Below are 26,072 nucleotides of genomic sequence, written 5' to 3' on the forward strand. Positions count from 1 at the left end.
AATGCCTCTCGCCAGTTATCAGACCTCCGTGCCGGTCGTCGTCGACAATGCCAAGTGTATCGCGGACAAGGGGTGCACTGTCTGTGTCGACGTTTGTCCTCTCGACGTTCTTCGCATCAGTGACATGACCGGGAAGGCCTACATGGCCTACGACGAGTGCTGGTATTGCATGCCTTGCGAGGCCGATTGCCCGACCGGCGCCGTTACCGTCAACATTCCCTATCTCCTGAGGTAATCATGTCGGGCCCTTTCGAATCCTATGACGATCTCAAGGACGCCGATGAACGGCTCGGGGCGGCCGATCCGGGCGAGCGCCGCGTCGCGATCATTGCGCTTGGCCATTCCGGGGATCCCGCAGCCGTCGGACATCTGAGCGGCATGGTCGCGGACCCCGACGCCGGGGTGCGTCAGCAGGTGGCGATGGCACTCGGGGAGTTCGACGGTCCGGAGTCGGCAGCGGCCCTGGCGAAACTGCTTGTCGATCCCGAGCCGGCGGTCGCTTCAGCTGCGGCTGACAGCATGGCCGAATTCAAGGATCCGGCATGTGCTGACGCGATTCTTCCCCTGGTCAAGCACGGGCACGCGTTTGTCCGCATGGGCGCTCTCCGTGCGTTGAAGGAACTACGGCGCAAGGACACGCTCAAGCCGGCGCTGGAGGCGCTCAGGGACAGCGATGCCGCGGTCCGCGTACAGGCAATCGGCGTGATCGGCTTTCTGAAGCTTGAGGAGTCAATACCTGCACTCACTGCATCCACTGGCGATCCGGATGCCCATGTCAGGCGGGCGGCGGTTAGCGCGCTGGCGTTTTCGCAGATGAAGCCTGCGGCCGAATCGATCACGCGTACGCTTGGTGATGAAGACTGGATGGTCCGCGAGATGGCGGCGGAGACGTTGGGCCAGAACGCCAATGGCATGGTCGCGGCGGATCAATTGATTGCCGCGTTGACGGACGATTTCTGGCAGGTGCGACTCAAGGCGATCAGAAGCCTCGGCAAGATGAAAATCGACCGGGCGGTCATTCCGATCGGCAAGTGCATCACTCACGAGCAGGCAAATCTGCGCAAGGAAGCTGCGGCGGCGTTGGGCGAGATTGCCGATCCAGCCGCCGAAGCGTTTCTCGTCCTTGTCGCCAATGATTCGGATCCCGAAGTCAGAAAAAACGCGCGCTGGGCGCTCCAGCAGATCGTTGCCAGGAAGGCGAAGACGAGTTCTTAGCGCCCTGAACTGCGGGATAACCTGGGTACCCAGTAAGCGTGGCGAGATAGTTAGGAGCCTCAGATGACGTATGTCGTCACCGAAGCCTGCATCAAGTGCAAATACACCGACTGCGTTGAGGTGTGCCCCGTCGATTGCTTCTAAATCCTGCTCCCTAATGGCTGGTTATCACGGCTCACTACTTCCAGGCTATGCGCAGAGTGATCCGTCTCTCGTTGAAGGTGAAGTAAAACGCCTAAGGAAATGGCTTCGCGAGATTCGGGTGTTACTGGAGCAACGTTCTTGAACTTGGCATTCAGCACGAATGAGCGTCAGGTCCGTGGGGGAGGCCTTTTGGCGTCTTTCCGCAAAGGCATCCAGTAGCGCGAATACCGGGCGAACTATCCTCTTCGGCAATTCGTTGCAGTGACATACGCCTTGGTGCGGCTTCAGAACTACAAAGAGATATTGCTGCTTCCAGACGTTGCGAGCGTGTATCGGTTCTCCTCAGAGAAACGTCATCTTCTATGTCGGCGCGGCAATATGCGTTCTGCTATGCTTGGCGCAGACGACCAAAGCTAAGGTGACCGGACTAGTCGGCATTGAGCTGGTATATATGCGCTGCCATGCGCCGACGATCAGGCGTCCGCCTCGGCAGGGTAGTAGGAACGCTGCACTTCATTCCTTAGCGCAAGCTGGTCGGCGAGGCCGCGAATCTTCAATGCTTGCGATTATTTCGGAATCGAGAACGGCCTTTGAAAGCATTCCGGGAGTCCGAAGACTCTTCCAAGCTGAATACGAGAGTTCGATTCCTTGCCCGTTCCGCCCCATCATTTCTGCGCCAACTTAGTAGCTGGAGCGCAGCAGCCATGGGTCGAGTGGCCGGAGCCGGACGGGATCGAAAGGCGTCAAATCGGTGCTGCGCGAGACGCCTTCGGTGATCAGTTCTGCCAACGCTTCGCCCGTTGCAGGAGCGTTGAGGATGCCCCAGACGTTATGACCCGTGGCGACGTAGGCGCCCTTGTTCTGCGGCAGCCTGCCGATCAGCGGCAGGCCATCTTGTGTGACCGGACGAAAGCAGGCTTGCCGCGCGATTATCCTTTCCGGCTGGAACACAGGCGACAGCCGCTCGGAGATCGTTTGCAGGCGATCGATTTCTCTCTGGTCCGGCGTCACGGTGGCCGGTTCGAGGGGCAGAGGAGCCTGATCAGAGAAAGCGGTGATGTGAGTACTCCCGTCGACCCGCGGGAACACTTCGACCGTCACGACGGCGCCGCTCTCCTCATGATATTCGAGGAAGAGCGCGTCCGCCGGGACGTCCGTGCCGGTGTCGTAAACGAGGCTTGGGCTTCTCTGCCCAAACACAGCGGGCAGAGCCAGCCACGCCGCCGCCATCAGTGACCAAGGTCCCATGGCGATCACGACGGCATCCGCCTCGATGAGGGAGCCATCGATCTCAGCGCCTCTTATCATCGATCCGTCCGCGCTCCGGACCATCCCGGTGATCTGCGCTGTTCGCAATTCGGCACCATACCCTTGCGCGGCGCTCATTATTGCGGAGCTGAATTTGCGCGGGTGAACAATCGCCGTTGTCTCTGGCGTGCCGAGTTGCTGGGCGATGGTCACTCCGTCGGAAAGCCAATCGAGTTTGGATGGCACATGACGACGAGCGTCATCATCGGGAACAACGAACCCGCTGTACGCGGTCATGCGCTGGAAGGCCCAATCAGCGCCAATCTCGCGGGGCAGGGCGGCATGAAGCTGGAAGCTCCGCCGTGCCATCGCATCGAGCGGAGTGCCGGCACACTAGTCAAGCGCCAGAAAACCGCCGGCCTTGCCGGACGCCGCGGCGGCCACTTCCGTCCGCTCCACCACAATGACGTCGATCCCGCGGCGAGCGAGGAAGTAGGCGGTGCAGGCTCCGATCACGCCGCCTCCGCAAATAACGACCCGCATGATGTCTCCATGGATACCTACAGAAGCGCCGAGCCAGCCCACGTCCGCTTCATTGGCCACCCGCTCGCCCCCCCGTTTGACGGCTGGTTATTGGCCATCATGGTGGCAAGTCTTTGGTGCCTCTCGAAATAGGGGGAAATGGATTGCCGATAGCCATTGCTCAGTACGATCTCGGCGAGACCACGGGGAGGTTTCAGCGTCCCAGCGGCCAGCGCTTTGGCAAAAAGCTGCTACGCGAGCTCAATTTCGGCATCGGTATAGCGGACTGACTTACGTCAGCTTACGTCGCATGATGTTCTCCAAAGGTTGAAAGTGACTCACGGAGAAGCCCTGCACGCCGCGCCTTGGGGCTGCGCCGGTAACCTCCACGGTATGGAGGACGGGACCCTGATCGAGACCAAGCCAGACGGCGAAGAGGCATCATGCGAAGCACGTAAATGATAGGCCGAGTAACGCTCCGATTCAATATCCGCGCGGCCTCGCGATCTCTGCTCGCGCTGTCCCCATGGTTTGTCAGGAAAGCGAGCAGCCAATCGGCCGCCTTTGCTCGCCTGCGAGGCGACGCGGACGATCACCTGGTTGTTTCCCCGCAACAGCCTGTCAGGATCGATTTAGGCTACGGCCAGACTACGCGACTTGCCCGTGCCGCTCCAGCATGCGCATCAGGACTCGGTTCGCGTGGGTGAAATTGTCGAATTGCCCACGAAGCTCATATGCCCATTTGACGCCATCTGGGCACGCGAGATCGCCTGGGCGGCGACTACACTGAAGAATTTCTTCATTAAAGCCGAGGCTCTTGGACTCCTACCTCGCTGCATCAACCAAATCGCCGCGGTATGCCGCAAGATGTGGGGTTATGCTCTCTCTTAACGTTTCACAGCAAGTTGATGGTCTCTTCGAGAGGAGATCGAGGCGATCGCCGCGATCCGACCTTGGTGTCCGAGTACTTCAAGCGCGTCGGAATCTCCTACGCATGGCGAGGGAAACGTGCCCGCACCAGCCACCTATTCTCTCGTGTTTGCAGACGAATTTACTGGGCTGAGTATTGCCAACACCACGACCGCAACGGCCAATTGGTACACCGCTCAGGCTTGGGGCGGCGGCTTTGGCAGTGCTTCGTTCATGCCTGTTGGCGGCGGCAGTTCTCCGTTCTCAATCGTGCAGCAGGGCGGCGAGAGTGCCCTGCAGATCGAAATGACACGGACTGCGGCAGGCCAGCTCCAGAGCGGCCTCATCTCGAACACGTTTCCGAACGGAACCAGCACCACTCCGCAGGATGGTGATCCCTATGGGTACTACGAGGTCAGAATGTGGTTGCCCGCAGGCCAGGGCGTGTGGCCCGCCTTCTGGGCCATTGAGGAAGAGCGTCTCTCGACGACAAGAGATCATGTCTTTGAGATCGACGTGATGGAGCAGCACGGTATCGCACTGGTCGATCGATATTCAAGCTCTTTGCACGACTGGAATTGGAACGGGACGGTCCTGGAAGGCCACACGAACCAATCCCATCAAAACATAGTCGGTCAAGGTGTGCTGACGACGGGATGGCATACCTTCGGCGTCGAAATCAGTCCAGATACCATGACGTTTTCCATGGATGGTCACGCCCACTTTTCGCTGCCCACGCCTGCCACGCTCAACATGGATCTGATGTTCATGATCGATCTGGCCGCAGGTGGCGGCTGGCCGATTGATCCAGCGCTCGATCATCAGATGCTGTATGTAGATTATTTTCGTGCCTATGAATTGGACGGTCTGGTGCCCGGCCCCGGTCCGGTACTCGTCGGAGCGAACGGCAACGACACTTTCGTCGTTGATATCGCGTCCACTGTAATACGCGAACAGCCCGGAGGCGGGTTCGATACCGTCAATGCAACGGTATCCTACACCCTGCCCGAGAACGTCGAAAAGCTGCGTCTTTTTGGTTCAGGCCCCCTCGACGCGACCGGAAACAGCGGAAACAATCAGCTCTATGGCAATGGAAACGCCAATACGCTGTCGGGTCTGGCCGGCGATGATTATCTGTATGGCGATGCCGGCAATGACAGGCTGCTCGGAGGGAGTGGGAACGATAAGCTCTATGGTGGAAACGGGAGCGATCTGCTGATCGGTGGTTTTGGTATCGATCGGTTGGACGGCGAAGGAGGGGCGGACACGTTCCGTTTCGAAAGTATCGTGGAAAGCCCGTATTCTGCGCGGGACACCATTATCGCGTTTTCAGGGGCCGCAGGAGATCGCATCGACTTTAGTGCTGTTGATGCCAACACGCTGGTCAGTGGCAATCAAGCTTTTACCTTCATGGGATCGGATCCCTTTAGCGCGGCAGGACAGCTTCGATTGAGCAACGGGATTCTGTCAGCCGACGTCAACGGCGATCATACGGCCGACTTTGGTGTGGTCATTGGCGCGGCGCATCTTAGTCCTGATTACTTCATCCTCTGAGGCTTTAACTGCTGCGCGTGGACGGCAACGAGCCTTGGCATGCTGGCGCGGTAAGCGCCGCGGGATTGGCAACAGACAGCGGCGACGCGCTCAAACGCACCAGACCGCCGCTGGTCAAGGAGGCGGCCGGCCGAGCTTAGGGCGCGTTATTGAATTACCGCCATGCGTGTCTGATTGGATCAATCAATACGATCTGGATAGATGGTCAGTCTTTCTCCGTCTCGCTTCGTTCGCGGGGCACGCGTTTCCGAGTTAGACCCGAGCGTAGGATGCGAGCTAAGTCCTGCTCGAATTCCGCGATCAAATTGCTGCTGCTCGTCTCCGGGTCTGGATCAAGATCGGAATCCGCCTCCTTGCTTTGGTGCGTCGCGTGGTCAGTTCGCTTCCGCATTGAATTAGCTCCGTGCGGTTAGGGCAAACTTCGACGTTTGGCCGATGAATGACGGGCTGGAAGTTGCGGAGCGATCACAGTTTCATCTACCTCCGATCGCAACTCAGACGCTACGGCGGATCGCTTGATCTCTTCGATCATGAGCGCCGCGGTCTTGAATGAGACGTTAATAGTCTGGCTCAGGTGATACGGCTTGATCGTTTCCCTACCACAGCCTGTGAGGAAGAAGGCCTGCAGCCACTTGTGCAGCGGCACATGACTACATTCAAAGATTGTTCCCGATCGGACGGAAAACAGCCGGCGGCAGCGGTAGCATTTGCGTGTACCCGGCACGGTGCTGAGCCCACGCAACAAGCCGGTCCGGCGAGTTTCCCCGCAGTGTGGACACACAACGCCATCCGGCCAAACGTGCGCTTCAACCAAACTAAGCGCGGCACCTTCATCCTTGAAGCAGAGCAGTAGGTCGGTACGCATATGGGGCCTCATGCAATTGCTTGGTGAACGCCCCCACCCCAAATCTTACTGGTTAGACTTATGCGAAAAACATACCAAGTCTTTGTGACGATCGCGAGATGGAGCAAGTGCCTAACGTCTAAGCACTCGTACAGCCAGCGCTGTGAACGAGAATCCGTGTTGTTGTGGTTTCACGCAGGTTTTCTTTTCGCATGCAGCCTTCACAACCTTGGGTGAAAACGTCAGTGCTGGAGTGCGGAGTCGCGCTTCACGATTATGAGTGTCGGCTGGTCGTCACGGGAACTTGCTCATTGAGCGCTCAAGCTGCACAAGTCTCGGTCATGCGTGGGTTAGAATAATCAAGTTGCGGCGCACCAATCCTTCCGCATTAATTAGTGCAACGCAAATTGAGCATTAGTTTAAGCAACGGCCCTGCTCATTCCGGGCAGCGTCACAAATAGCGAGACCTAAGTTGAGGCTGCCGCGCAGCGATTCGCGGAACGAGAAGTGCTGGTCTGCATGTTCATTGGAGCGTGTGTTCAAATGCAGCTATTTCCATTGCCAAAGAGTGCGACGACCGACGTCAAACTACTCATCGACAAGAGTATAACGCAGAAAACGGCAAGATATCCGGTTGGTGGTTTCCCAAAACGGATACTGGACGTCGTGATTTCATCAACTGCTCTGCTGGTCTTCGCTCCGCTCTTTTGCTTCATTGCCTTGCTGTTGAAAATAGCCGATCGCGGTCCCGTGTTTTTCCAGCAAACGCGCGTCGGCTTTCGTTCGTCGAGGTTTGCCTGTCTCAAATTCAGAACGATGGTGACGGACGGCAACGCCGTTCTTGCGCAGCATCTTCGCGATTTCCCCGATGCTGCAACCGAGTGGGCTGAAACACGCAAGCTCAAGCGCGATCCGCGAGTGACCGAACTTGGACGGGTGCTGCGTCAACTCAGCCTCGACGAGCTACCGCAGCTCTGGAACGTCCTCCGCGGCGATATGAGCATCGTGGGTCCGAGACCAATCGTTTTCGACGAGGTCAAGATGTATGGACCGAGCGCCGAGCACTACCTCTTGGCCCGGCCGGGTCTGACCGGTGCGTGGCAGATCAGCGGTCGGAATGATGTCTCCTACGAACGCCGCGTTTCGTTGGATCGCGACTACATCGAAAATTGGTCATTCTGGAAAGACCTCAAGATCATTGTGAAAACCATTCCCGCCGTAATCGCAGCCAAAGGTACGTATTGATGCGCGTGGCGATCGTACACTATTGGCTCGTCGGCATGCGGGGAGGCGAGAAGGTCCTCGATGCCTTGTGTGAACTCTATCCCTCCGCCGACATCTTCACGCATGTGGTTGCGCATGAAGCGCTCTCCGCTACGATTGCAAGACACAGGATTTTCACGTCGTTCATCGCGAGGCTGCCGCGCGCAAAATCCTGGTACAAGAAGTACCTGCCGCTCATGCCACTCGCGCTCGAGCAACTCGATCTTCGCGATTACGATCTTGTCATCAGCAGTGAATCGGGGCCCGCGAAGGGTGTCATCCCCGCCGCGCATGCCGTGCACGTCTGTTACTGCCACTCCCCGATGCGGTACATCTGGAACATGTACCATGACTACAGGTCGACGTCGGGCATCGTGACACGGATGGCAATGACGTTGTTCGCCCATTATCTGCGGAATTGGGATCAAGGTTCAGCCGCGCGCGTCGATCTATTTGTTGCGAACTCCCAAACCGTTGCGTCCCGCATCCGAAGATACTTTCGTCGCGAAGCCGAGGTTGTATTCCCGCCGGTTGACGTGGACGCCTTCGAACAGGTGCCAGCCTCCGAAATCGGAGACTACTATCTTATGGTCGGAGAGCTGGTTGCCTACAAGCGTGCCGACCTCGTTGTCGACGCCTTCAATGTGTCCGGCATAAAACTTGTTGTCATCGGCGGTGGAGAGATGTTCGACGCGCTCAAGCATCGCGCGCGTCCGAATGTCGTTATGCTGGGACCTCAGCCGTTCGCCGCTTTACGCCATCACTACGCGCGTTGCCGTGCGCTCATTTTTCCCGGCGAAGAGGATTTCGGCATCGTTCCGGTCGAAGCGATGGCCAGCGGTCGACCGGTCATTGCATTCGGCCGCGGCGGCGCCACCGAAACTGTCGTTGATGGCGTAACCGGTGTCTTCTTCGAAAGCCAGACTGTCGAGGCGCTTGAGGACGCGATCGCTCGCGCCGAGACTATCGACTTCATCACTGGCGACATTGTGCGGCACGCGGCCGGCTTCAGCCGAGAGCGCTTCAAGCGTCAGATAAAGGCCACGGTCGAACGGGCGCTACGCGAAGATGCCACCGCCGCCGTCGGTCGCCGAAATCAGATTCCGTCTCGCGCGGAGCCGCGCGTTATTTACGCCAGCCGGTCGTTGTAGGGGTGAGTCAATAGCCGTTCCAGTTTTGATTGGTGGAATATTATGAGGGTCGTCACCTTCAACGTTAAGTTTAGTCCGAATCTCGGCGACGGCGTGATCGCGGAGTGCCTCGAAGCTGAACTTGCGCGGCGGCTGACTTGCATCAACATCAATGCCCTTGACCTTGCCGGTCGCACGGATCGCGACCGCCGGGCAAAAGCAAGTGGTCGTGTCCTTGCGTTGAAGGCATTGCAGGCGATGCCGTCGATCCTGCGCGATATACTGGTCGAGGTTGTCCTTCGGCTCCGCTTGAAGAGGAAATGCCGACCGATCTGGCGAAGTGCATTGCGCGATGCTGATCTCGCGATCGTAGGTGGCGGCCAACTGATCCAGGACGGCGATCTCAATTTTCCAGTCAAATTATCGATTGTTGCGTCAGAATGCCGGCGGAACAATGTGCCCATCGCTTTGTTCGGGGTCGGTGTCGCCGAGAGCCAGTCAAGCCGTGGCGCAGCATTGATGTCGTCGTTGTTGCAGGCGGAGCAGTTGGTGTTCGCCGGGGTACGGGACACAGAGTCTGCTAGGCGGTTGCGTCGTCGCGGCGTCAAGGGCGTTGTCGTGACGCCGGATCCCGGTCTGCTGGCCTCGCAAGTGTGGCCAGTATCCGATCGGCCGCATCGCGAACGACCGGTTGTCGGCGTCGGCATAACCCATCCCGTCGTATTGCGACACCACGGTCAGGAACAATCCGACAGTCCGAAAATTGTGGAGCTCTATCGAAGTCTCGTGCGCGAACTGCTGGCGTCGGGATACGACGTGACTTGCTTCTCGAACGGCGCCCGAGAGGATCAGACATGCCTGGATAACGTCGTCGGTTCGATCGACGCCGCGGGCGACCGGTTGACGCGCGCGCCAGATTGCAAGACGCCGCAGGAGCTCGCGCAGTTGGTCGGCAGCTTCGATGCTGTCATCGCGCACCGCTTGCACGCGTGTATCCTCGCATACTCCTATGGCGTCGTTCACATTGGCTTGAATTGGGATCCGAAGCTCGCAGCCTTCTTCGCGAATGTCGGCTGCAGCCAGTATCTCGTAGATTTCAACTCAGAGACCGTGCGCACGATGCCGGAGCTGCTGGACAGCGCTCGTGCGGAGTCAATCTGCAACGTTCAACATGAACGCGTGCTGGAGTTAACCAATGCGTCGATCGATCGGCTGGCGCTGCTCGTGAAACGTAAAGCAAGGCCGAGACTCCTTGAGCGTGACGAATCCGACTTGCACACGATGCGGCTCAGCAAGGTAAGTTCATGACTATCGAGGTTATCGGTGCCTTGACTGTTTTGGCGGGTTTCTGGGGGCTGTGGCGAGGTCCGGTTGCGGCGTTCTGGCTGCTGGCCCTTTCCACTTTGTTGGGGGCCGCCGCCGCTCTCAAGCTTCCGGCGCTGGGTGACGCAAGTGTCCCTCCGGCTTTGGTCCTAACTGGATTCTTTGTGCTTTCTGTCGTTCTGCGGGCACGCATGCGTGTGGCGGCAATCGAAAGCCTGACCACGGCAGGTCCCGGCTTTTGGATACTGTTGTTCTCGGTCTACGCCGTTGTTTCCGCCTATTTCATGCCGCGGTTGTTTCAAGGGCTGACATATGCCTATTCGCTTGCACGCAACGATGCGGGCATCGGAATTGTCAGCCTTCCGTTGCGACCGCGGGCAAGCAATGCGACGCAGGCAGCATATCTCGTTGCGAACCTTGTCTGCTTCATGGGCGTCTGGGCGCTTATGGTTCGCGGTGAAGCGAAGGCAATTACCAACGCGCTGCTTGCGAGTGCGGCAGCGCTCCTCTTCTTTGCCGTCGTCGACGTCGTCACGCACTATACCGGGACGGCTTTTTTGCTCTCCTGGCTACGCAACGCCAACTACCGGATGCTTGAAGCCGGTGAAATCGGCGGCCTCAAACGTATCGTCGGCACATTCACCGAAGCAGGCGCCTATAGCTATGCGGCGCTCGGCTTCTACGCGTTTTCGCTAAGTCTTTGGCTGGACGGATTTCGTACCCGTCTTACCGGGGCGCTCTCGCTTCTTCTTGCGATATCGCTGCTGCTGTCCACCTCCACGACAGCCTACGGATCATTCGCGATATTTACCTTGCTCATGCTGTTCGGTGCACTTCTGAAGCTTGGCAGGTGTCAGGCCACGAAGAGGGACTGCGGCTATCTGACCATGGTCGCATTGATCCCGGTTCTACTTCTGGTCGTTGTCATGTTCATGCCGTCGGTATGGTCCGCATTGACAGGCCTGTTCGACGCAACTGTCTCGAACAAACTCGCGAGCCAGTCCGGAATCGAGCGTATGCGCTGGAACCACTATGCCCTGCAGAATTTCCAGGACACCTGGGGCTTCGGCGCCGGGCCTGGTAGCGTTCGGTCATCAAGTTTTGTGGTTGCACTGCTCGCCAATCTCGGCGTGCTCGGTCTCATCCTGTTCGTTGTGACGCTGGCGTCGGCCTTTTCGACCGGCTGGTTGGTCTCGTTTGAAGATGTCGTGGCACGAGCAGGGTTTCGTGCGTGCATGGCACTCACAGGCGCAGCCTGCATTTCTGCAGCCAGCGTCGACCTTGGATTGGTGTTTGCCATCTTCTTCGCGCTTGCGGCCAGCAGGTGGAGATTGCGCGCGCGTGTTGCATCGGAGCAGGCGGAAAGCAACGCTTTGGTCGGCGCATATCATTTCAGGTTGCAGGGGGCGCAATGACGCAGTCATTCTTTTCGCCAACAAATGCCTTGGGGGACTCGCGCGACAGTCGCGAGGAGGTGTTTGGTGTATGGGATATCGCTGCGTTTCTCATACAGAACCTCAGGACGATCCTTGCGTTCACGGCAGCGACTGTCACTGCTGCCGTGATCTACCTCCTGACGGCCCAGCCGATATTCATCGCCTCGACCAGTCTCATCATCGACACCACCCGCGGCGCGGAACTGTTCAACACGGTGGCAATGCCTTCCGCGATGACGTCGGACCAGTCCCGCGTCGAGAGCCAGATGGAGGTGATAAAGTCGGATCGCGTCGCCAATTCGGTGATTGGCCGGCTGAAGCTGGAGCAAAGGCCGGAGTTCGCACCGTCGCCTTCGGTCGGCGAAAGAATTCTGGCGTGGCTAACTCCGACCTCGCGGGCCTCGGCGGCGAGCGAGGCGGGCCAAGCAGACCCCGCGAACCTGCGCGAGGCTGCATCACGTTTCGCCGAAAAATTATCCATAAGACGGATTGGCCAGTCTCTTGTCATAGAAATCGCATTCTCCTCCGCCGAACCAAAAGCGGCCGCGGAGATCGCCAACGCGACGGCCGAATCCTTCATCCGCGAGATCGTTGAGGCCAAATCAAGGCTGGCGAAAGAGCAGGGTGAGTGGCTTTCCGAGCGGCTGGAGACCCTGCGGCAGCAGGCGTTCGAGGCGGCACGCAAGGTCAACAACTTCCGGTCCGTTGGTGACTCTCTGTCCAGCCAGGATGCTCGTGCAAAGCTCGAGGAGCTGGAGAGCATCGCGAGCAGCTATCGCAAGATATACGACGGCTTTCAGCATCAGTATAACGAGACGCTGCAGCGCATCAGCTATCCAGAAGCGGACGTGCGGATCATTTCCCGGGCGTCGGCGCCGTTGGGAAAGAGCAGTCCCCGCACGTCTCTGGTTCTTGGATTTGCCATCGTCCTCGGAGGCCTGAGTGGGACGGCTTTTGCAGCGGCGCGCGCCTCCAGCGATCACACTGTTCGCTCGCCGGCGCAGTTGAGTGCGGATGTCGGCGTGAAACCGCTCGGTCCAATCAACGATCTTTGGGAGGCGAGCGTCTGGCGGGATTGGAAGCTTCCGTGGCGCAGCAGGAACGCTGAGACACGAGGCGTTGCGGACATCCTGGGCGGTATCGCTGGAGGTCGCCTGTCTGTTTCGACAAGGACCGATCTCCGAAGAATAAGAACGGCAGTCGCGGCGCTGACAGCAAATTCAGGAGTTATGTGCATCGGAGTGATAGCATGCTCCGACGGAGACGGGTCAACGACCGTTGCCGCGTGTCTGGCGAATGACTATGCGAAGAGTGGCGCTCGAACGCTACTTGTCGATGGGTGCGCGGATAGCCGGACGTTGAGCCAGGAACTTGCCGGAACGGCGGTTGAAGCGCAATCGAACGGGCAGCCTGAATCCGACGCCGTGACCGAGCTTGGCGTCTTGACGCTGGCCTTATTGCCGTCCGCTAACAGCTACCTGCAGCAGGGCGAAACCGATCGGCGCCTGATCGAGCGGACGACGGAGGTGCTGAAGGAATCACGACAAAAGTTCGAACGGATCATCGTCGACCTGCCGGCATTGTTCTCATCGGATCAATGGAAGCCGCTCATTCCGTACATTGATCAGGTGATCGTTGTAACGGCCTACGGGAAGACCACGATCGACGAAGCTAAAGACGGTCTGGTCGAGTTGCACCTGGCAGGTGGGAGGGTGCTTGGCGCCGTTCTCAACCGCGTGCCGGCGATTGTCCGGAAGACCTGGTCATGACGACGGCGGGACATACGGGAGGACGTGCATTGACCAGCAGCACCATTTCGGCACCTTCGGCATCTACCGTGCTTTCGGCCATTCGAAATCGTCCCCGTCTCAAGGCGGCGATGAAGAAATGTCTCACGTCGATCGGCTACGATACGACGGACTGGGTGCGTGTGGCGATGTATCGCCACGCCTTCGAGTTCATCGAACAGCTTACGCCGGAACAACTGCGCGTGATGGAGATCTCGGCCGGTTCACAATGGCGGAGCAGGTTTGCCTTTAAGTCGTTCACGGGGACGAGCTATCCGACATTCGATATCTGCAAGGATGTACTGACCGAGCAGTTCGATCTCGTCATCGCCGACCAGATCTTCGAGCATTTGAAATGGCCGGCACGAGCGGCGCGCAACGTCTACGCAATGGTGCGACCGGGCGGCTACTTCATCATTGCGACGCCGTTTCTCGTCCGCTATCACCCGTCGCCGATCGATTGCAACCGTTGGACGGCCGAGGGACTTTCCTACTTCCTGCAAGAGGCCGGATTTCCCGAGACCGGCATTCAAACCTTTGCTTGGGGCAACCGGGCGTGCCTCAAGGCGAACCTGTCGGCGTGGCGCAAGCGCGGCTTCTTCGGATCGCTGCGTAATGAGCCCGACTATCCCGTCATGGTCTGGGCGTTCGCACAGAAGCCGTTCGAGCCGGTGAGGGCGTCCGAATGAACCGTGCTCCCCTCGGGCTGTCTGCAAAGCGAGCGCAAAACGCGGCGCTCCGGATTGCGGTAGGTATCGCGACGACGGGGCGTCCGCTCATTCTCCGTCGCGTGCTCGAACGCTTACGCGAGCAGACGCGCGTCCCCGACGCGATCGTAGTCTCAGCGCCGTCGATGGCCGATGTCTCGGGGGTCAATACCGATCTGCCGGATCTTCGCTGCATTACGGGCGATCGGGGGTTGACGATACAGCGCAATGCGATCCTCAGGGCGGTTTCGGACTTCAACGTGGTCATCTTCCTTGATGACGATTTCGTGCCCTCTCCCCGTTACCTCGAAGTTGTCGAACAGGTCTTCCAGGACGCACCCGACGTCGTTGTCGGCACGGGCCGCGTCGTCGCCGACGGAATTCTTGGTCCCGGGCTGGACGTCGACGATGCGCTGAATATGCTCCGTGATGACGGCTCGGCCGCCGCATCGACACGAGAGATTGTGGACGTTTACAACGCATATGGCTGCAACATGGCCATCCGTCTCGACGCCGTGCGGGCAGGCGGGTTGACGTTTGACGAGACCCTTCCGCTTTATGGCTGGCTGGAAGATGTGGACTTCAGCCGTCGCATGGCAGCGTATGGCCGGATCGTGAAGATCAGCGCGGCGCGCGGCGTCCATCTGGGCGCGAAATCCGGCCGTCAGTCGGGCCGCCGCCTCGGCTACTCGCAGGTCGCCAATCCGCTTTATCTGGTTCGCAAAGGCACGTGTTCGCGCCGCAAGGCGCTGAAGCTCATGAGCCGCAATCTCGCAGCCAATGTCGCGAAGACGTTTCGCCCCGAGCCCTACATCGATCGCGCCGGTCGGCTGATGGGCAACATTCGGGCTCTGCTCGACCTGATGGGCGGACGCCTGTCGCCGGAACGCGTACTGAATTTATAGAGTGTGTCATCGATGCTCCGAGTAATTGACAATTGTCATCCGTCATTGGGGGAGCTGCAGGTACGACCTGTGCCGGAGCGGGTCGTTATCATTAACGACTTATCCGATCAGCGTGGTGGCGCCACCAACGTCGCTTTGCAGTCTGCTGCATTGCTGGATGCTGCGGAAATTCCGGTCACCTACTTCACCGGCGACCGAGGGACACACTCCGACCTTCGGCTCCGCAACGCGGATGTTGTCGCAGTGGGCGGCGAACATATCCTTCGAATGCCGCGTTCGCGGGCGATGCTCCATGGGCTGTATAATGCCTCGGCGGAGCGACGGCTCGCCGACTGGATTGCCGCCAACGACACGCTTGGTACAGTTTACCACCTCCATGGCTGGTCAAAAATACTGTCGCCCTCCGTTTTCTATGCATTGCGCCCGGTCGCAAGGCGCCTCATCGTCAGTGCCCATGATTTCTTCCTGGTCTGTCCAAACGGCGGGTATTTCGACTTCCGCAAAGAAAGTCCCTGTACTCTACGTCCAATGAGCACGTCGTGCGTGCTTTGCTCGTGTGACCGGCGCAACTATGCCCACAAGCTGTGGCGATCGGCACGTCAGGAAATTCGTCGCGCTGCATTTGATTTTGTATCGATCGGCGCCAAAGTCCTCGCGGTGCACGAAGGCATGTTGCCGCATCTCGAGCGTGGGGGAATTCCACCGACTCGGCTCGCGACGCTACGCAACCCCGTCACGCCGTGGCACGCTCGGCGCATCGAAGCCGAACAGAACAAGGTATTTCTGTTTGTCGGAAGACTCGAAGAAGATAAGGGTGTCGATCTCTTCCTGGCCGCGGCCCGCGATGCGAAGGTGCCGGTGCGCGTGATCGGTGGTGGTCCACTCGAAGACAGGCTCCAAGACATCTATCCAGAGGTGGAATGCGTCGGATGGAAGAACGCGAGTGAAATCCCTGCGTTTGTCCGCGATGCCCGCGCGCTGGTTATGCCGAGCCGCTACCGTGAGCCGTTTGGCCTGGTGGCGTTCGAAGCGCTCGCCAGCGGTTTGCCCGTTGTTGTTTCCGGTTTCGCGATGATCGCCGACGAGCTGTCGGAGGTCGGAGCGGGCGTGTCCTGCAACCCTTATGATCGCGCTGCGTTCGGCGAGCTCCTGTCGAGTCTGGCATCCAACGACGGCCTCGTCGCCTCGATGAGCGATGTGGCCCATGGTAACGCCGCGCGCTTCTCGCTGACCCCCGCTGAATGGTCGCGACGGCTCTTGTCGCACTATAGCGATGCCTTGCAGGAGGCAGCAGCGCGATGAAAAAGCTTTCCGCGATCCAAGTATTGCGTGCAATTGCAGCACAGGTTGTCGTGTTAGACCATGCGATCCTGCGGCAGGCGGAATGGGCGCCGACCGATCAGTCGACGAAAGACATTGCGAATCACATGGGCGCCCTGGGCGTCTGGATCTTCTTCATCATCAGCGGCTTCATCATGTCGTACACGAACTACGACAACTTTGGTGTGTCCGGTGCTCCCGGGCGGTTCATGGCCAGTCGCACAATCCGGATCGTTCCGATCTATTGGCTGGCGACTGCGGTTGAAGTTGCGCTGCGCCTTCGTCACGGATCCAGTCTTGACGCCCACAGGCTGATTTGCTCGCTGTTCTTCATTCCCGTCGCGGTCGAGCCGGGCGCCACGGCGGCAATGCGGCCGACCCTCGGTGTCGGCTGGACGTTGAACTACGAGATGATGTTCTACGCATGCTTTGCCTCGGTGCTCTTCCTGCCGCGCAAGAAGGGACTGGCTGTGCTGCTTCTTGCGATGGCTGGCGTTGTTTTGGCGGGAACGTTCTTCAAGCCGATCGCCGATACGCGCGAGCCTACCAGCCTGATTACGTTCTATTCTGCTCCTATCCTTTTACTGTTCGGCGTCGGCGTCTTGATCGGAGCGGTCGCTCGCTTCTTCGAAGGCATGCGTGCCAATGGCAGCAGCGCGGTCCTGTTGAGCCTCCTGGCCGCGATGCTGGTTGTTGATATCTCGTTATTTGCAACGTTCGTTGGGATCCATCCGCCCTCAATCGAGTGGCTGGTTACATTCTGGATCATCAGTGCAGTCTGCGTGGTTCTTTGTGCGATGGTGCGAATCGACGACACCGGATGGTTTATTCAAAAGCTCGTGCGGTTGGGGGACGCGTCGTACAGCCTCTATCTTTTCCATTTCTTCGCGATTGTCGCCGTCGAGAAGCTGTGGTGGTGGTCCTTTGGCAGAGATGGGTCCTGGATCTTCGTTTCCGTTTCCGCCGCCGCTGCGATTCTGGCATCGGCTGCGATTCATCGGTTCGTGGAACAGCCTGTCTGCAATCGCTTGCGGCAACTGATTGCGTTGGTCAGAACGCGTCGGTCACTGCGACGCGGCGGTTTCCCAGACCCGACGCGGAGAGAGGCCGTCGAGACGACAGCCGGCGCCTTAAAAGGCGCCGGACCGCAGTTCGAGCCGTCGCATCTGACGGCGTCTCGCCGCACGAACGTCCCCCAGAACATCGCAGCCAGAAGGATCCGCTAGCCATGCAGCACGCAACCTGGAATGCCATCGAAGCCTATCCCGCCGCGATGAGCGTCTATCGTGCTTACCGAAGGCTTCTTCCGCCATCGGTACGCACGTTGGTGCGCTGGCTTGCGATGCCGCGCTGGAATGTTGCCGCGGCACTGGTTCGGCATCGTGCGGCGAACACAGTTCTCTCCGGCCCGTTCAGGGGAATGCATCTGAGCCTTACGCCGGTCTCGAGCAGGAATTTGCTTGGCTATCTTCTCGGTACGCAGGAAATCGAGCTGCATGACGTCGTGCGCCGCGTGATTGCACGCGGCTATCCGGGCATCATCAATGTCGGCGCAGCCGACGGGTACTACGCGATCGGCTTGCTGCGACAAATGACGCGAACGAAGGTGATCGCCTTCGAAGGGGCGCACGAACATCACGCCGGCTTGGCCCAGGCGGCGGAGCTGAATGGCGTGACCTCGCGGTTCGAACTCAGGGGTTTTTGCCGTCCGGAAGATCTCAGCAGCGAACTCGCCGAACTCGACAGTCCGGCGCTGGTTCTTGCCGATATCGAGGGCGGGGAGGTGGACATGCTCGACCCCGTCAAGGTGGCGGGTCTGTCGGACGTCGACATCCTCGTGGAAACGCATGACGCGTTCGTGCCGAACTGCACTGCAAAGCTGATGGCGCGCTTCACGAGAACGCACGTCATCGAGCAGATCGTGGCGCGGCCGCGTTCGCTTGCGGATTTCCCATCGGCAATCATCCCGGAGCTTTCGAGGTTCATGCCCCACACTGCCGTCGAGTTGATGAACGAGCGGCGAACTGGAACCCAGAAATGGCTTTATCTCACGGCCAAGCGGCAACCGGATGTCAAGGCCGCCAAAGTGGCAACAATGGCATCGAACCGGGGCAACTCGTGAACATTCTGCTTGCCAGCGGCACGTCATACCTTCCCTACGTCGTAGGTGGCCTGGAAATCAATACGCATGAGCTTGCGCTCGAACTGAACCGACGTGGGGTCAGAACATCGGTGTTGTCACGATTACCGTTGCGGCGGGTGGACGGCGCATTGCGCGCCGCCGTCAATTTCCTCCGCGGCACTGACATTTCAGTGGACCGGCAGCTTGGCTACGATGTCTACCTGTCGCGCAGTCCTTGGGACAAACTCGACGGACTGCCGCAGCCTCGTCTTGTCGTCGTGCAGAATGGCAACATGATCGAGATTGCCAAGGCTTTCATTCGTCGCGGCGTGCCACCGATTGCCTACCTGCACGGGCTTGAATTCGACATCGGCCGCAGACGCTGGACCGGATCGACCGCCGGTTTGCCGTTTCGCGCCTATATTGCCAACTCCGAATTCACTGCCGCACGGTTTCGCCAACGGTTCGGCATTGAGGCTTGCGTCATTCCGCCGGTGTTTCGAGCCGAGCGTTATTGCATGGCGGGTGATCGCCGCTTTGTCACTTTCATCAATCCGGTTACCGAGAAGGGCGTCGAGGTCGCCCTCGCAATTGCCGAACAATGTCCGGAAATTCCATTTCGCTTCGTAAAAGGGTGGCCGCTGGGAATCCGGCAGGCCGCGAAACTGAACTCGCGCCTTCGCAGGCTGTGCAACGTCGAATTGGTCCAGCGCAGCAACGACATGTCTCCGATCTACGCCTCCACGCGCGTTCTGCTAGCGCCAAGTCAATGGGAGGCGGAGACCTGGGGCCGCGTCGTTTCAGAAGCGCAGTTCAGCGGCATCCCAGTCCTGGCAAGCGATCGGGGTGCATTGCCTGAAACGGTCGGCGCTGGTGGTGCCATCATCAGGTACAATGCGCCCGCCGAACGCTGGGCCGCTGAGCTGAAGCGGATGTGGACCGACGATGCATATTACCAGCGGCTGCAACAGGCGGCGCTGGCGCATTCGCGCCGTGCTGCGCTCGATTTCAATCGGCAGATCGACACGTTTCTGTCCGTCGCAGCGAGGATAGCTGCATGACCGCGTTAACGCTTCTGCCAGACGCGAACATAGTCAACGTACATGTAGGACGGATTCGGCGCCTCCTCGATCGGCCATCCCGCACCAAGCCCCAGGTCGATCAGCATGTACATCGGTTGACGGTGCTCAGCAGGTGTCGGCACGCTCGCGACCTCGCGCCGATCGAAATAGAAGCGCGTCCATTCGCTGTCGGTCTTGACGCCGTAGGTGTGGAAGCCTTCGTAGAGCGAGTTGACCGGTACATTGACGCGCTGATGGATCGTGCGGGATTTCTTGGGTTCCTTGCGATCAAACACATGGATCGAAGCGGTGTATCGCGCCGGCATGTGCCCGTAGTGCTCGACCACGTCGACCTCGGACGTGTGAGTCGAACGATCGAGTCCGATCAGCCAGAACGCCGGCCAGAGACCATTGCCCGCTGGAAATTTGGCGCGCATCTCGAAGTATCCGAACTGCTGGGCGAAGCCTACACCCGACCGGTCGACAGATGCCAGAAGCCCGCTGCGCCATTTCTCATCCGCGCCCTTCGCGGCTTCGATGCGAAGGTGGCCGTCCCGAGTAGTGAATGGAAAACCCGGCTTCGGATCGACGAAAACCGCGCTGCCAAAGTCTCCGTTCCACGGCGTGTGGGCGATCCAGCGCGTTCCCGGTCCCCACGCAGATACGGCGAGCGAGTCGAAATCCTCGGTGAATGTTTGCGTGAAATCCGAAAGGTTGAGTTCGTCGCCGGTCTCCGCGCGTACGAAAGTCGGCAATCCAATCAGAAGGAGAAGCAGGAAAAATCGCATGTGCATGTCACCGGCTCACGCTGTTGCGAGGGAAGCCACGGATTCGAACGAACTATAACTCCACATGTGTGGAATGTCATTCATCGGATCGGTTGGAAGCTCGAGAGGCGTCTCGCTCGACAAGCAGACAACAAGCGGCATGCAAGATCGAAGCTGAGCGGTGCTCCCGATGTCTAACCGCTTTGCAAGAAATTCAATACTTGGCGCGCTTGCCGGCGGGGCGGTCGCGTTGGCGAGTTTTTTCAGCAGCATTGCCGTGGCTCGGACGCTCGGCGTCAAGGAAACGGGATCGGTGGCCTACGTCATCTGGCTGGTGTGGATGGCCGCACCGTTCGTCGATCTGGGTTTATCGTCGGCCGTTGGGCGGTTCGTCCCGTTTCTGCGTGGAAGCGGTCAGAGCGAAGTCGCGAAGCATCTGGGAAGGATACTGGCGCGGCGGCTCGCGATTTCAGTCCTGGCGGCGGCTGCCTGCGCTGTCATGCTGGTACGTCTCTATGGCGACCAATCTGTCGCGGAGTTCTTGAGCGGTGGCACGGCGCCGGGCGCACCGACGTTGCTTGTCGTACTCGTCGGTCTGCTCGTCGTGGGCCAGGCGCTGACCACTTATGTCTATGCTCATTTGCGAGGACGGCAGGAATTTGGCGCGGCGGCGCGCATCGCGGGCGCGTCGTTGTTGCTTCAGGTCGTGCTGGTTACGATCGGATCGCTCCTGTTCGAGGTCACCGGCGCGCTGGCAGGTTATGCAGCGGGCATGCTGCTCCCGGCGGTCGTATGCATTTCGATGATGTTCGGGCCAGCGCGAATCGATCACGTCCTGAGCCGACGCGTGACTTTATTTGCGCTCTTCTGCTGGGGCGCAAATGTCACCAGCGCTCTTGTTTGGTCACGGATCGAGCTGTTCTTTCTGGAGCGCTACTGGGGAATGGATTCAGTGGCGATGTTCGCCATCGCCCTGGCGCTGACCCAGCTTGCCATCCAGGGTCCCATGCTTCTGACCAGCGCGGTGCTAGCATCGCTCGCTGAGAAGCGCGGGCGCGACGAACTGGACGGCATGAAGGACGATTTTGCCGCCGCAGTTCGGCTTCTGGCGGCGCTGGTGTTTCCGATCTGCCTTGGCACTGCGGCGATCATGCCCGAACTGCTGCCGGTTCTCTATGGCGGCAAGTTTTCCTCTGCTGTGCCCGCCGCCATGATTCTCGTTTCCGTTGCGGCGCTCAGCGTGTTGTCAACGGTTGCCACGAGTCTGGTGCAAGCGCTGGAACGAAGCGACTTCATCTTTGCAAGTTCTCTTTGCGGCGCTGCGTGCGCACTGGCTGCCGGCTTCCTGCTCATCCCCGAGTACGGCCTGATGGGGGCAGCGCTGGCGCGCGTCGCCATTCAGATCCTGATGATCAGCCTGGGCTGCTGGTTCGTGGTGTCGCGGCTTGGCTTCGCTTTTCCGGTGGTAGCGGTACTTAAGCTAGGTGCGGCGGCGCTCGCCAGCGCTGCAGCGGCGTCGATTTGCATCAGAGCCATTGGCCACCCTTCAAGCGTGCCGTTTGCCATCGTTGCGGGTGCCGTCACTTATCTGATCGCGCTGCGCGTCGCAAATGCGCTTGAATCCAGCGATGTGGCATTCCTGAGCAATCTCACGCGGCCGTTGCCGCCGGCTCTCGTTGAGATCGCTACCCGCCTCATAGCCTTCGTCAGTACAACGAAGCGCAACGAAAAAATGCTGCTGCCATGAGATCAGTGATGTGGATCACGCGATTCGGAGAATAGCGATGACAAGTTCAGAAATGTTCATACGCGCCATGCCCCGGCGTTGTGGCGCGCTGCTTGTGGCTATCGGGGCAATTCAGCTTTTCGTCGCGCCTGCGCTGAGTGCCGAATATCTGCTGGGTCCGCAAGACAAGCTGCGCGTAAAGGTTGTCGAGTGGCGGGCGGGCAAGGCGGAATACTATGAATGGATACCGTTCGGCGCTGAGTACACCGTCAACCCGGAAGGCCGCGTGTCGTTGCCTATGATCGGCGAGATCACGGCGGAGGGGCGCACCAGCAGCCAGCTCGCGCGCGCGATCACGGCCGAGTTGTACAAGCGTACCGGCCTGATGGATGCCCAAGAGGCGGCTGTCGAGATCGTTCAGTACCGTCCGTTTTATGTGCTGGGTGACGTAGACCGTCCGGGTGAATTTTCCTTTCGGCCAGGCTTGACTGTCTTGCAGGCGGTGGGTGTCGCCGGTGGACTGCATCGGCCGAGCGAAGCCGGGACACGCGAACGGATAAACGCGGCGGGAAGTTTCGTAGCTGCTCGCCTGGAGCTGCGACGAACATATGTCCGCCGTGCCCGGCTTGAGGCTGAACTTGCCGAGCAGGATGTGATCTCGCTCCCGCCAGAGCTTGCTGGTGAAAGGGATGTCAGCAGCCTGCTGGCGGAGGAAGCAACGATCCTGACTACGCGGCGCGACGCGCTGCAATCGCAGCTCACTGCATTCTCGGAATTGCGGTCGCTATATGAGAAGGAAATCGCATCGCTTGAAAGCAAGCGGTCGACTCAAGAAAAGCAAGTGGCTCTGGCGCAGCGCGAGCTGAAGACCGTCGGGTCCCTGGTCGAGAAGGGACTCGCGGTCACATCGCGCGAATTCGCGCTTGAGCGAGTTACCGCCGATCTGCAAAGCGCAATGCTGGACGTGGACACGGCTCTCGTGCGGGCCCGGGAGGAGATGCGAAAGGCCGAGCGCGACGCAACCGATCTCGTCAAGGACCGCAGGGCGAAAGCCTCGTCCGAACTACGTGAGGCCAAGGCGAATATCGAACAACTGATCAATCGAATGACCACGTCTGAAACCCTCATCGCTGAAGCGGTACCCGCGCCACGGATCACGCCGCAAGGGACTGTCGGAAAATCGCTGTCCTATTTTGTACAGCGGCGCAAGGACGGGGTGATGGCAACGCTTTCAGCGGATGAGGGAACGCTTGTGCAGCCTGGCGATGTGGTCCGCGTCGAGGTCGACCGCACAGTACCGAATTCCACGGCATCAATGTCGCGCACGAGCGTGGCGGCAACAGCGCTAAACATCGAGGGCGGCACCACCGCGGTTTCGCAATCCAGCCGGCAGTAAGAGGGCGAAGCTATGTCGCAGATTCATCTCGTAGAATGGTCTGTCTTGCCGGTGCGAAGAAAATGCAGGCTGGAATTCAATCGCCCAAATCCGGGCCAGCGAGCTTTCAGCTTCGCGAAAAAAACGCGCGCGACGACAAACGCGGCGTATCCGATCTGCAAGAACAGCAGGGCCAACAGCAGCTCGATGGCCAACACCTTCAATGAGGCGCCAGTCCACCAGAGCAGTAGGCCATATCCGGCAGAAAGCACTGCTAGGCCGAGTGCAAATCCGCCTAGTCGAACGATGAAGCCGCAGGCAAAGCCTGCGGCCGTGAACAACAGACCTGCGAGCATTCTCGGTAATCCTTGCGATATATCGCGTCGGCGACATGGTCCAAGCGTGTTCTGCCCAGCGTCTATAGAACTGTCCTTCCGATCCCGCGACAAATACTACTTTCAAGATGCATAAACAAATCAATAAGCGCGCCGTGCCTAAAAACTCGGCAGAAACCGCACCGGGCGCGCCAGGATCGCATTTTGGACCCGCCGCCCCCCCTCTTTCGGGAGGATTGGGAGGGCTGGATGCGCCTATAGCCGAGCAAAACGATCGCCGGTTTGATCGAGAAGCGAAGAGTTGCAGGATGACAACTGCAGAAGACTTTGCATGCGATTGGTGCGGTTGTCCCGCAATTGCGCCGCCGCAAAGGCTCAGGGATAGAGACGTCGTCAGGTGTCAACACTGCAAGAAAGCCCTGATGACATGGAAGGCTTATAGGTCTCTCGATGGCTGACAGTTTGAAGTATCTGTCGATCCACGTCTCTTGTGCTGCGGGACGTGCCTGTGGTGGGCAGATTAGTCCGATCTAGTTGCGCTGTGTCTACTGCTTGGGGCGCTCCCGCTCATTCTCCCGATCGCAGGCAGCAGCAAAACCTTCGAAGGACAGAGCGTTTTCTGCGAGGTCTTTGCGTATGTGTCGAATGCCAAATGGGTCCTCTATTTTTCCGCACTTCTGCTTGCGGCAACGGCGCGTTAGCCTGTTCCAAGGGATGTACCGAAACCTGAATTGATCGTTGGTGGTATGGTGGATAGCCCGAGGGGTAAAAGGAAATGAGTGACAAGAATCGTGTTCTTGTGGTGGGCGGCGCTGGCTATATTGGCTCCCATTGCTGCAAAGCGCTGGCTGACGCGGGTTATCGGCCGGTCTGCTTTGATAATTTCTCGACGGGGCATCGGGGCTTTGTCAAATGGGGACCCGTCATCGAAGGCGACATTCGCGATCAGTCGCATCTGGCGGATAGCATCAAGCAACATGGTGTGACCGCGGTTTTACACTTTGCGGCGTCAAGTCTTGTCGCGGAGTCCGTCAGCGATCCTGAGAAATACTATCGCAACAATGTTGAAGGAACGCTGTCGCTGCTGCGCGCCATGCGGCAGACGCAATGCAAGACGTTGGTGTTTTCCAGCAGCGGGGCGGTTTATGGTGAGTCCCACCAAGGCTTGATATGCGAGTCCGAATTGCCGAAACCTGTGAATCCGTATGGCAGAACAAAATTGATCATCGAAGAAATGTTGGCTGATTTTCAGAAGGCATACGCGCTGGCACCAGTTTGCCTTCGTTACTTCAATGCGAGCGGTGCCGATTTATCGGGTGAGATCGGTGAAGATCACGACCCGGAAACGCATTTGATACCGCGCGCCCTGTTGGCCGTCCAAGGAGAAGTCGATGATTTTGCGATCTATGGGGATGACTACGATACACCGGACGGCACGGCGATCCGCGACTACATCCACGTCATGGATTTAGCGCATGCCCACATATTGGCATTGAAGTACCTTGTTTCAGGCGAAGCAGGTGGTTGCTTCAATTTAGGCACGGGCCGGGGGCATTCCGTAAAGCAAATCCTTCGCCAGATTCGCACCGAAACTGGGAGGAATCCCTCCTTTGCCATCAAAGCCCGACGCCATGGAGATCCGCCAGTGCTTGTCGCCGATCCGGCGCGCGCCAAAGCGGTTCTGGGTTTCGCGCCGAAGTATTCGGATCTCTCAACTATCGTTTGCTCAGCGTGGAAATGGCATCAAAGCTTTCGCTGCGCCAAAGCATCCGAGGCAAGGCAGACTGTGCTCTCACGATTTTAGAGTTTATTCGACGCGTTTCACTGAGCCCGATTAAGAACTTCTAACCCATGCGAAGTCGATGCCGATCCGTAAAGAGTATCCAAGCGATAGAGTCATTCTGCGGCTCAAGTCGGAAGGATTAAGCTTCACCGAGATATCGATTCAGCTTTGCTTGCCGCGTGGGTCGGTGGCCGGTCGATACTATCGCCTGAAAGGCGTCCAACACCCCTCACAGGTCAAACGCGATGAGCGGTTGAAGGAATATAGGCGCATGCGCCGCATAGCTCGAAACAAAGAGAAATCGTCGGCTGCAGTGCAAGCCGCTATCGAGCTGAGAAGCGGTCTTGAATTCTCTGCAGCAGTTGGAAAAGCTCGTTCGAAGGGAGCGTCGCTGGAAATGATTGGTGCTTGCCTAGGGATATCGAAGCAGGCATTGCACAAGCAGTGGCAACAGCGGAAATCAACTGGCGGCCAAGGGGCGAATTACCGCTCACGGGGAGACCATGTTAGGTCATAGTGACCGATGCGGTTACCGCAGCGGAGTCTGGGACTGATCCTCCCTGCGAGGGCTGCTTGCTTATTTGGAAATGACTGCC

22 protein-coding genes and 1 pseudogene are annotated in these 26,072 nt (G+C 58.9%); 18 read left to right on the forward strand and 5 right to left on the reverse strand.

Annotation, left to right across the window (positions count from 1 at the left end):
- Nucleotide 1: 1 nt before the first annotated feature.
- The 3 genes and pseudogenes from V1279_RS11600 to V1279_RS11610 all read left to right on the forward strand — a co-directional run.
- Nucleotides 2–235, forward strand: coding sequence for a 4Fe-4S dicluster domain-containing protein (locus V1279_RS11600; protein ID WP_334435564.1), 234 nt, complete (start codon nt 2–4; stop codon nt 233–235).
- A 2-nt stretch (nt 236–237) separates the two neighbouring features.
- On the forward strand, nt 238–1,215 hold the full coding sequence (locus V1279_RS11605; protein ID WP_334435566.1) for a HEAT repeat domain-containing protein: 978 nt from the start codon (nt 238–240) through the stop codon (nt 1,213–1,215).
- 63 nt (nt 1,216–1,278) lie between these two features.
- A pseudogene (locus tag V1279_RS11610) lies at nt 1,279–1,356 on the forward strand (ferredoxin FdxA); the annotation flags it as partial.
- Between the two features lie 684 nt (nt 1,357–2,040).
- Here V1279_RS11610 and V1279_RS11615 read toward each other — a convergent pair.
- Both V1279_RS11615 and V1279_RS11620 read right to left on the reverse strand, forming a co-directional pair.
- A complete protein-coding gene (locus V1279_RS11615) occupies nt 2,041–2,904 on the reverse strand; it encodes an NAD(P)/FAD-dependent oxidoreductase (RefSeq protein ID WP_334435568.1) in 864 nt (287 codons plus the stop codon).
- A gap of 96 nt (nt 2,905–3,000) precedes the next feature.
- Nucleotides 3,001–3,150, reverse strand: a complete 150-nt coding sequence (locus tag V1279_RS11620; protein WP_334435571.1) for an FAD-dependent oxidoreductase — start codon at nt 3,148–3,150, stop codon at nt 3,001–3,003.
- 987 nt (nt 3,151–4,137) lie between these two features.
- On the opposite strand from V1279_RS11620, the gene V1279_RS11625 reads away from it, so the two are divergent.
- Complete coding sequence (locus V1279_RS11625; RefSeq protein WP_334435573.1) at nt 4,138–5,592, forward strand: family 16 glycosylhydrolase; 1,455 nt, start codon at nt 4,138–4,140, stop codon at nt 5,590–5,592.
- A 409-nt stretch (nt 5,593–6,001) separates the two neighbouring features.
- Here V1279_RS11625 and V1279_RS37805 read toward each other — a convergent pair whose 3' ends face one another.
- The gene (locus V1279_RS37805; protein ID WP_442894755.1) at nt 6,002–6,469 is read right to left on the reverse strand and encodes a transposase; all 468 of its coding nucleotides are present in this window, start codon (nt 6,467–6,469) and stop codon (nt 6,002–6,004) included.
- 510 nt (nt 6,470–6,979) lie between these two features.
- Between V1279_RS37805 and V1279_RS11630 the strand changes: the two genes are divergently transcribed.
- The 11 genes from V1279_RS11630 to V1279_RS11680 are packed head-to-tail and all read left to right on the forward strand — an operon-like array spanning nt 6,980 to nt 19,490.
- Nucleotides 6,980–7,681 carry a sugar transferase gene (locus V1279_RS11630; protein WP_334435575.1) on the forward strand — a complete coding sequence of 234 codons (702 nt, stop codon included), beginning with the start codon at nt 6,980–6,982 and terminating at the stop codon, nt 7,679–7,681.
- Entirely contained in the window at nt 7,681–8,850 is a 1,170-nt protein-coding gene (locus V1279_RS11635) for a glycosyltransferase (RefSeq protein ID WP_334435578.1), read from the forward strand. Before V1279_RS11630 ends, V1279_RS11635 begins: the two co-directional genes overlap by 1 nt.
- A 42-nt stretch (nt 8,851–8,892) precedes the next feature.
- Nucleotides 8,893–10,137 carry a polysaccharide pyruvyl transferase family protein gene (locus tag V1279_RS11640; RefSeq protein ID WP_334435581.1) on the forward strand — a complete coding sequence of 415 codons (1,245 nt, stop codon included), beginning with the start codon at nt 8,893–8,895 and terminating at the stop codon, nt 10,135–10,137.
- On the forward strand, nt 10,134–11,567 hold the full coding sequence (locus V1279_RS11645; protein ID WP_334435583.1) for a hypothetical protein: 1,434 nt from the start codon (nt 10,134–10,136) through the stop codon (nt 11,565–11,567). The genes V1279_RS11640 and V1279_RS11645 overlap by 4 nt, the downstream gene beginning before the upstream one ends.
- Nucleotides 11,564–13,357, forward strand: coding sequence for a Wzz/FepE/Etk N-terminal domain-containing protein (locus V1279_RS11650; protein ID WP_334435585.1), 1,794 nt, complete (start codon nt 11,564–11,566; stop codon nt 13,355–13,357). The genes V1279_RS11645 and V1279_RS11650 overlap by 4 nt, the downstream gene beginning before the upstream one ends.
- A 29-nt stretch (nt 13,358–13,386) precedes the next feature.
- Complete coding sequence (locus V1279_RS11655) at nt 13,387–14,064, forward strand: class I SAM-dependent methyltransferase (protein ID WP_334435589.1); 678 nt, start codon at nt 13,387–13,389, stop codon at nt 14,062–14,064.
- Complete coding sequence (locus tag V1279_RS11660) at nt 14,061–14,987, forward strand: glycosyltransferase family 2 protein (protein WP_334435591.1); 927 nt, start codon at nt 14,061–14,063, stop codon at nt 14,985–14,987. The genes V1279_RS11655 and V1279_RS11660 overlap by 4 nt, the downstream gene beginning before the upstream one ends.
- Nucleotides 14,988–14,999: 12 nt before the next feature.
- Nucleotides 15,000–16,289 (forward strand): glycosyltransferase family 4 protein, encoded by a 1,290-nt coding sequence (locus V1279_RS11665; RefSeq protein WP_334435594.1) that lies wholly within the window; start codon nt 15,000–15,002, stop codon nt 16,287–16,289.
- A complete protein-coding gene (locus V1279_RS11670) occupies nt 16,286–17,533 on the forward strand; it encodes an acyltransferase family protein (protein WP_334435597.1) in 1,248 nt (415 codons plus the stop codon). The genes V1279_RS11665 and V1279_RS11670 overlap by 4 nt, the downstream gene beginning before the upstream one ends.
- A 2-nt stretch (nt 17,534–17,535) precedes the next feature.
- A complete protein-coding gene (locus V1279_RS11675; protein ID WP_334435600.1) occupies nt 17,536–18,429 on the forward strand; it encodes a hypothetical protein in 894 nt (297 codons plus the stop codon).
- A complete protein-coding gene (locus V1279_RS11680; protein WP_334435603.1) occupies nt 18,426–19,490 on the forward strand; it encodes a glycosyltransferase in 1,065 nt (354 codons plus the stop codon). The genes V1279_RS11675 and V1279_RS11680 overlap by 4 nt, the downstream gene beginning before the upstream one ends.
- Before the next feature lie 5 nt (nt 19,491–19,495).
- Here the strand turns inward: V1279_RS11680 and V1279_RS11685 are convergent, their stop codons facing one another.
- A complete protein-coding gene (locus tag V1279_RS11685) occupies nt 19,496–20,278 on the reverse strand; it encodes a glycoside hydrolase family 16 protein (RefSeq protein ID WP_334435606.1) in 783 nt (260 codons plus the stop codon).
- 169 nt (nt 20,279–20,447) lie between these two features.
- Here V1279_RS11685 and V1279_RS11690 point away from each other — a divergent pair, with 169 nt between their 5' ends.
- Together V1279_RS11690 and V1279_RS11695 are read left to right on the forward strand one after the other, a co-directional pair.
- Nucleotides 20,448–22,004: an oligosaccharide flippase family protein gene (locus tag V1279_RS11690; RefSeq protein WP_334435609.1), complete on the forward strand. Its 1,557-nt coding sequence runs from the start codon at nt 20,448–20,450 to the stop codon at nt 22,002–22,004.
- Nucleotides 22,005–22,041: 37 nt separating this feature from the next.
- On the forward strand, nt 22,042–23,379 hold the full coding sequence (locus V1279_RS11695) for a polysaccharide biosynthesis/export family protein (protein WP_334435612.1): 1,338 nt from the start codon (nt 22,042–22,044) through the stop codon (nt 23,377–23,379).
- Nucleotides 23,380–23,402: 23 nt separating this feature from the next.
- Here the strand turns inward: V1279_RS11695 and V1279_RS11700 are convergent, their stop codons facing one another.
- Complete coding sequence (locus V1279_RS11700; protein ID WP_334435615.1) at nt 23,403–23,714, reverse strand: hypothetical protein; 312 nt, start codon at nt 23,712–23,714, stop codon at nt 23,403–23,405.
- Between the two features lie 754 nt (nt 23,715–24,468).
- Here V1279_RS11700 and galE point away from each other — a divergent pair.
- Nucleotides 24,469–25,497 carry a UDP-glucose 4-epimerase GalE gene (gene galE / locus V1279_RS11705; RefSeq protein ID WP_334435617.1) on the forward strand — a complete coding sequence of 343 codons (1,029 nt, stop codon included), beginning with the start codon at nt 24,469–24,471 and terminating at the stop codon, nt 25,495–25,497.
- Nucleotides 25,498–26,072 lie beyond the last annotated feature (575 nt).

Origin of the sequence: Bradyrhizobium sp. AZCC 1610 (assembly GCF_036924515.1) — a bacterium.
GTDB lineage: Bacteria > Pseudomonadota > Alphaproteobacteria > Rhizobiales > Xanthobacteraceae > Bradyrhizobium.

Excerpts from the sequence above, each read along its gene's own strand:
- V1279_RS11615 (WP_334435568.1), bottom strand. The coding sequence starts at position 2,904 with ATGACCGCGTACAGCGGGTTCGTTGTTCCCGATGATGACGCTCGTCGT.
- V1279_RS11660 (WP_334435591.1), top strand. The coding sequence starts at position 14,061 with ATGAACCGTGCTCCCCTCGGGCTGTCTGCAAAGCGAGCGCAAAACGCG.
- V1279_RS37805 (WP_442894755.1), bottom strand. The coding sequence starts at position 6,469 with ATGAGGCCCCATATGCGTACCGACCTACTGCTCTGCTTCAAGGATGAA.
- V1279_RS11675 (WP_334435600.1), top strand. The coding sequence starts at position 17,536 with ATGCAGCACGCAACCTGGAATGCCATCGAAGCCTATCCCGCCGCGATG.
- V1279_RS11650 (WP_334435585.1), top strand. The coding sequence starts at position 11,564 with ATGACGCAGTCATTCTTTTCGCCAACAAATGCCTTGGGGGACTCGCGC.
- V1279_RS11690 (WP_334435609.1), top strand. The coding sequence starts at position 20,448 with ATGTCTAACCGCTTTGCAAGAAATTCAATACTTGGCGCGCTTGCCGGC.
- V1279_RS11670 (WP_334435597.1), top strand. The coding sequence starts at position 16,286 with ATGAAAAAGCTTTCCGCGATCCAAGTATTGCGTGCAATTGCAGCACAG.
- V1279_RS11665 (WP_334435594.1), top strand. The coding sequence starts at position 15,000 with ATGCTCCGAGTAATTGACAATTGTCATCCGTCATTGGGGGAGCTGCAG.
- V1279_RS11640 (WP_334435581.1), top strand. The coding sequence starts at position 8,893 with ATGAGGGTCGTCACCTTCAACGTTAAGTTTAGTCCGAATCTCGGCGAC.
- V1279_RS11600 (WP_334435564.1), top strand. The coding sequence starts at position 2 with ATGCCTCTCGCCAGTTATCAGACCTCCGTGCCGGTCGTCGTCGACAAT.
- galE (WP_334435617.1), top strand. The coding sequence starts at position 24,469 with ATGAGTGACAAGAATCGTGTTCTTGTGGTGGGCGGCGCTGGCTATATT.
- V1279_RS11635 (WP_334435578.1), top strand. The coding sequence starts at position 7,681 with ATGCGCGTGGCGATCGTACACTATTGGCTCGTCGGCATGCGGGGAGGC.
- V1279_RS11605 (WP_334435566.1), top strand. The coding sequence starts at position 238 with ATGTCGGGCCCTTTCGAATCCTATGACGATCTCAAGGACGCCGATGAA.
- V1279_RS11685 (WP_334435606.1), bottom strand. The coding sequence starts at position 20,278 with ATGCGATTTTTCCTGCTTCTCCTTCTGATTGGATTGCCGACTTTCGTA.
- V1279_RS11630 (WP_334435575.1), top strand. The coding sequence starts at position 6,980 with ATGCAGCTATTTCCATTGCCAAAGAGTGCGACGACCGACGTCAAACTA.
- V1279_RS11695 (WP_334435612.1), top strand. The coding sequence starts at position 22,042 with ATGACAAGTTCAGAAATGTTCATACGCGCCATGCCCCGGCGTTGTGGC.
- V1279_RS11620 (WP_334435571.1), bottom strand. The coding sequence starts at position 3,150 with ATGCGGGTCGTTATTTGCGGAGGCGGCGTGATCGGAGCCTGCACCGCC.
- V1279_RS11645 (WP_334435583.1), top strand. The coding sequence starts at position 10,134 with ATGACTATCGAGGTTATCGGTGCCTTGACTGTTTTGGCGGGTTTCTGG.
- V1279_RS11700 (WP_334435615.1), bottom strand. The coding sequence starts at position 23,714 with ATGCTCGCAGGTCTGTTGTTCACGGCCGCAGGCTTTGCCTGCGGCTTC.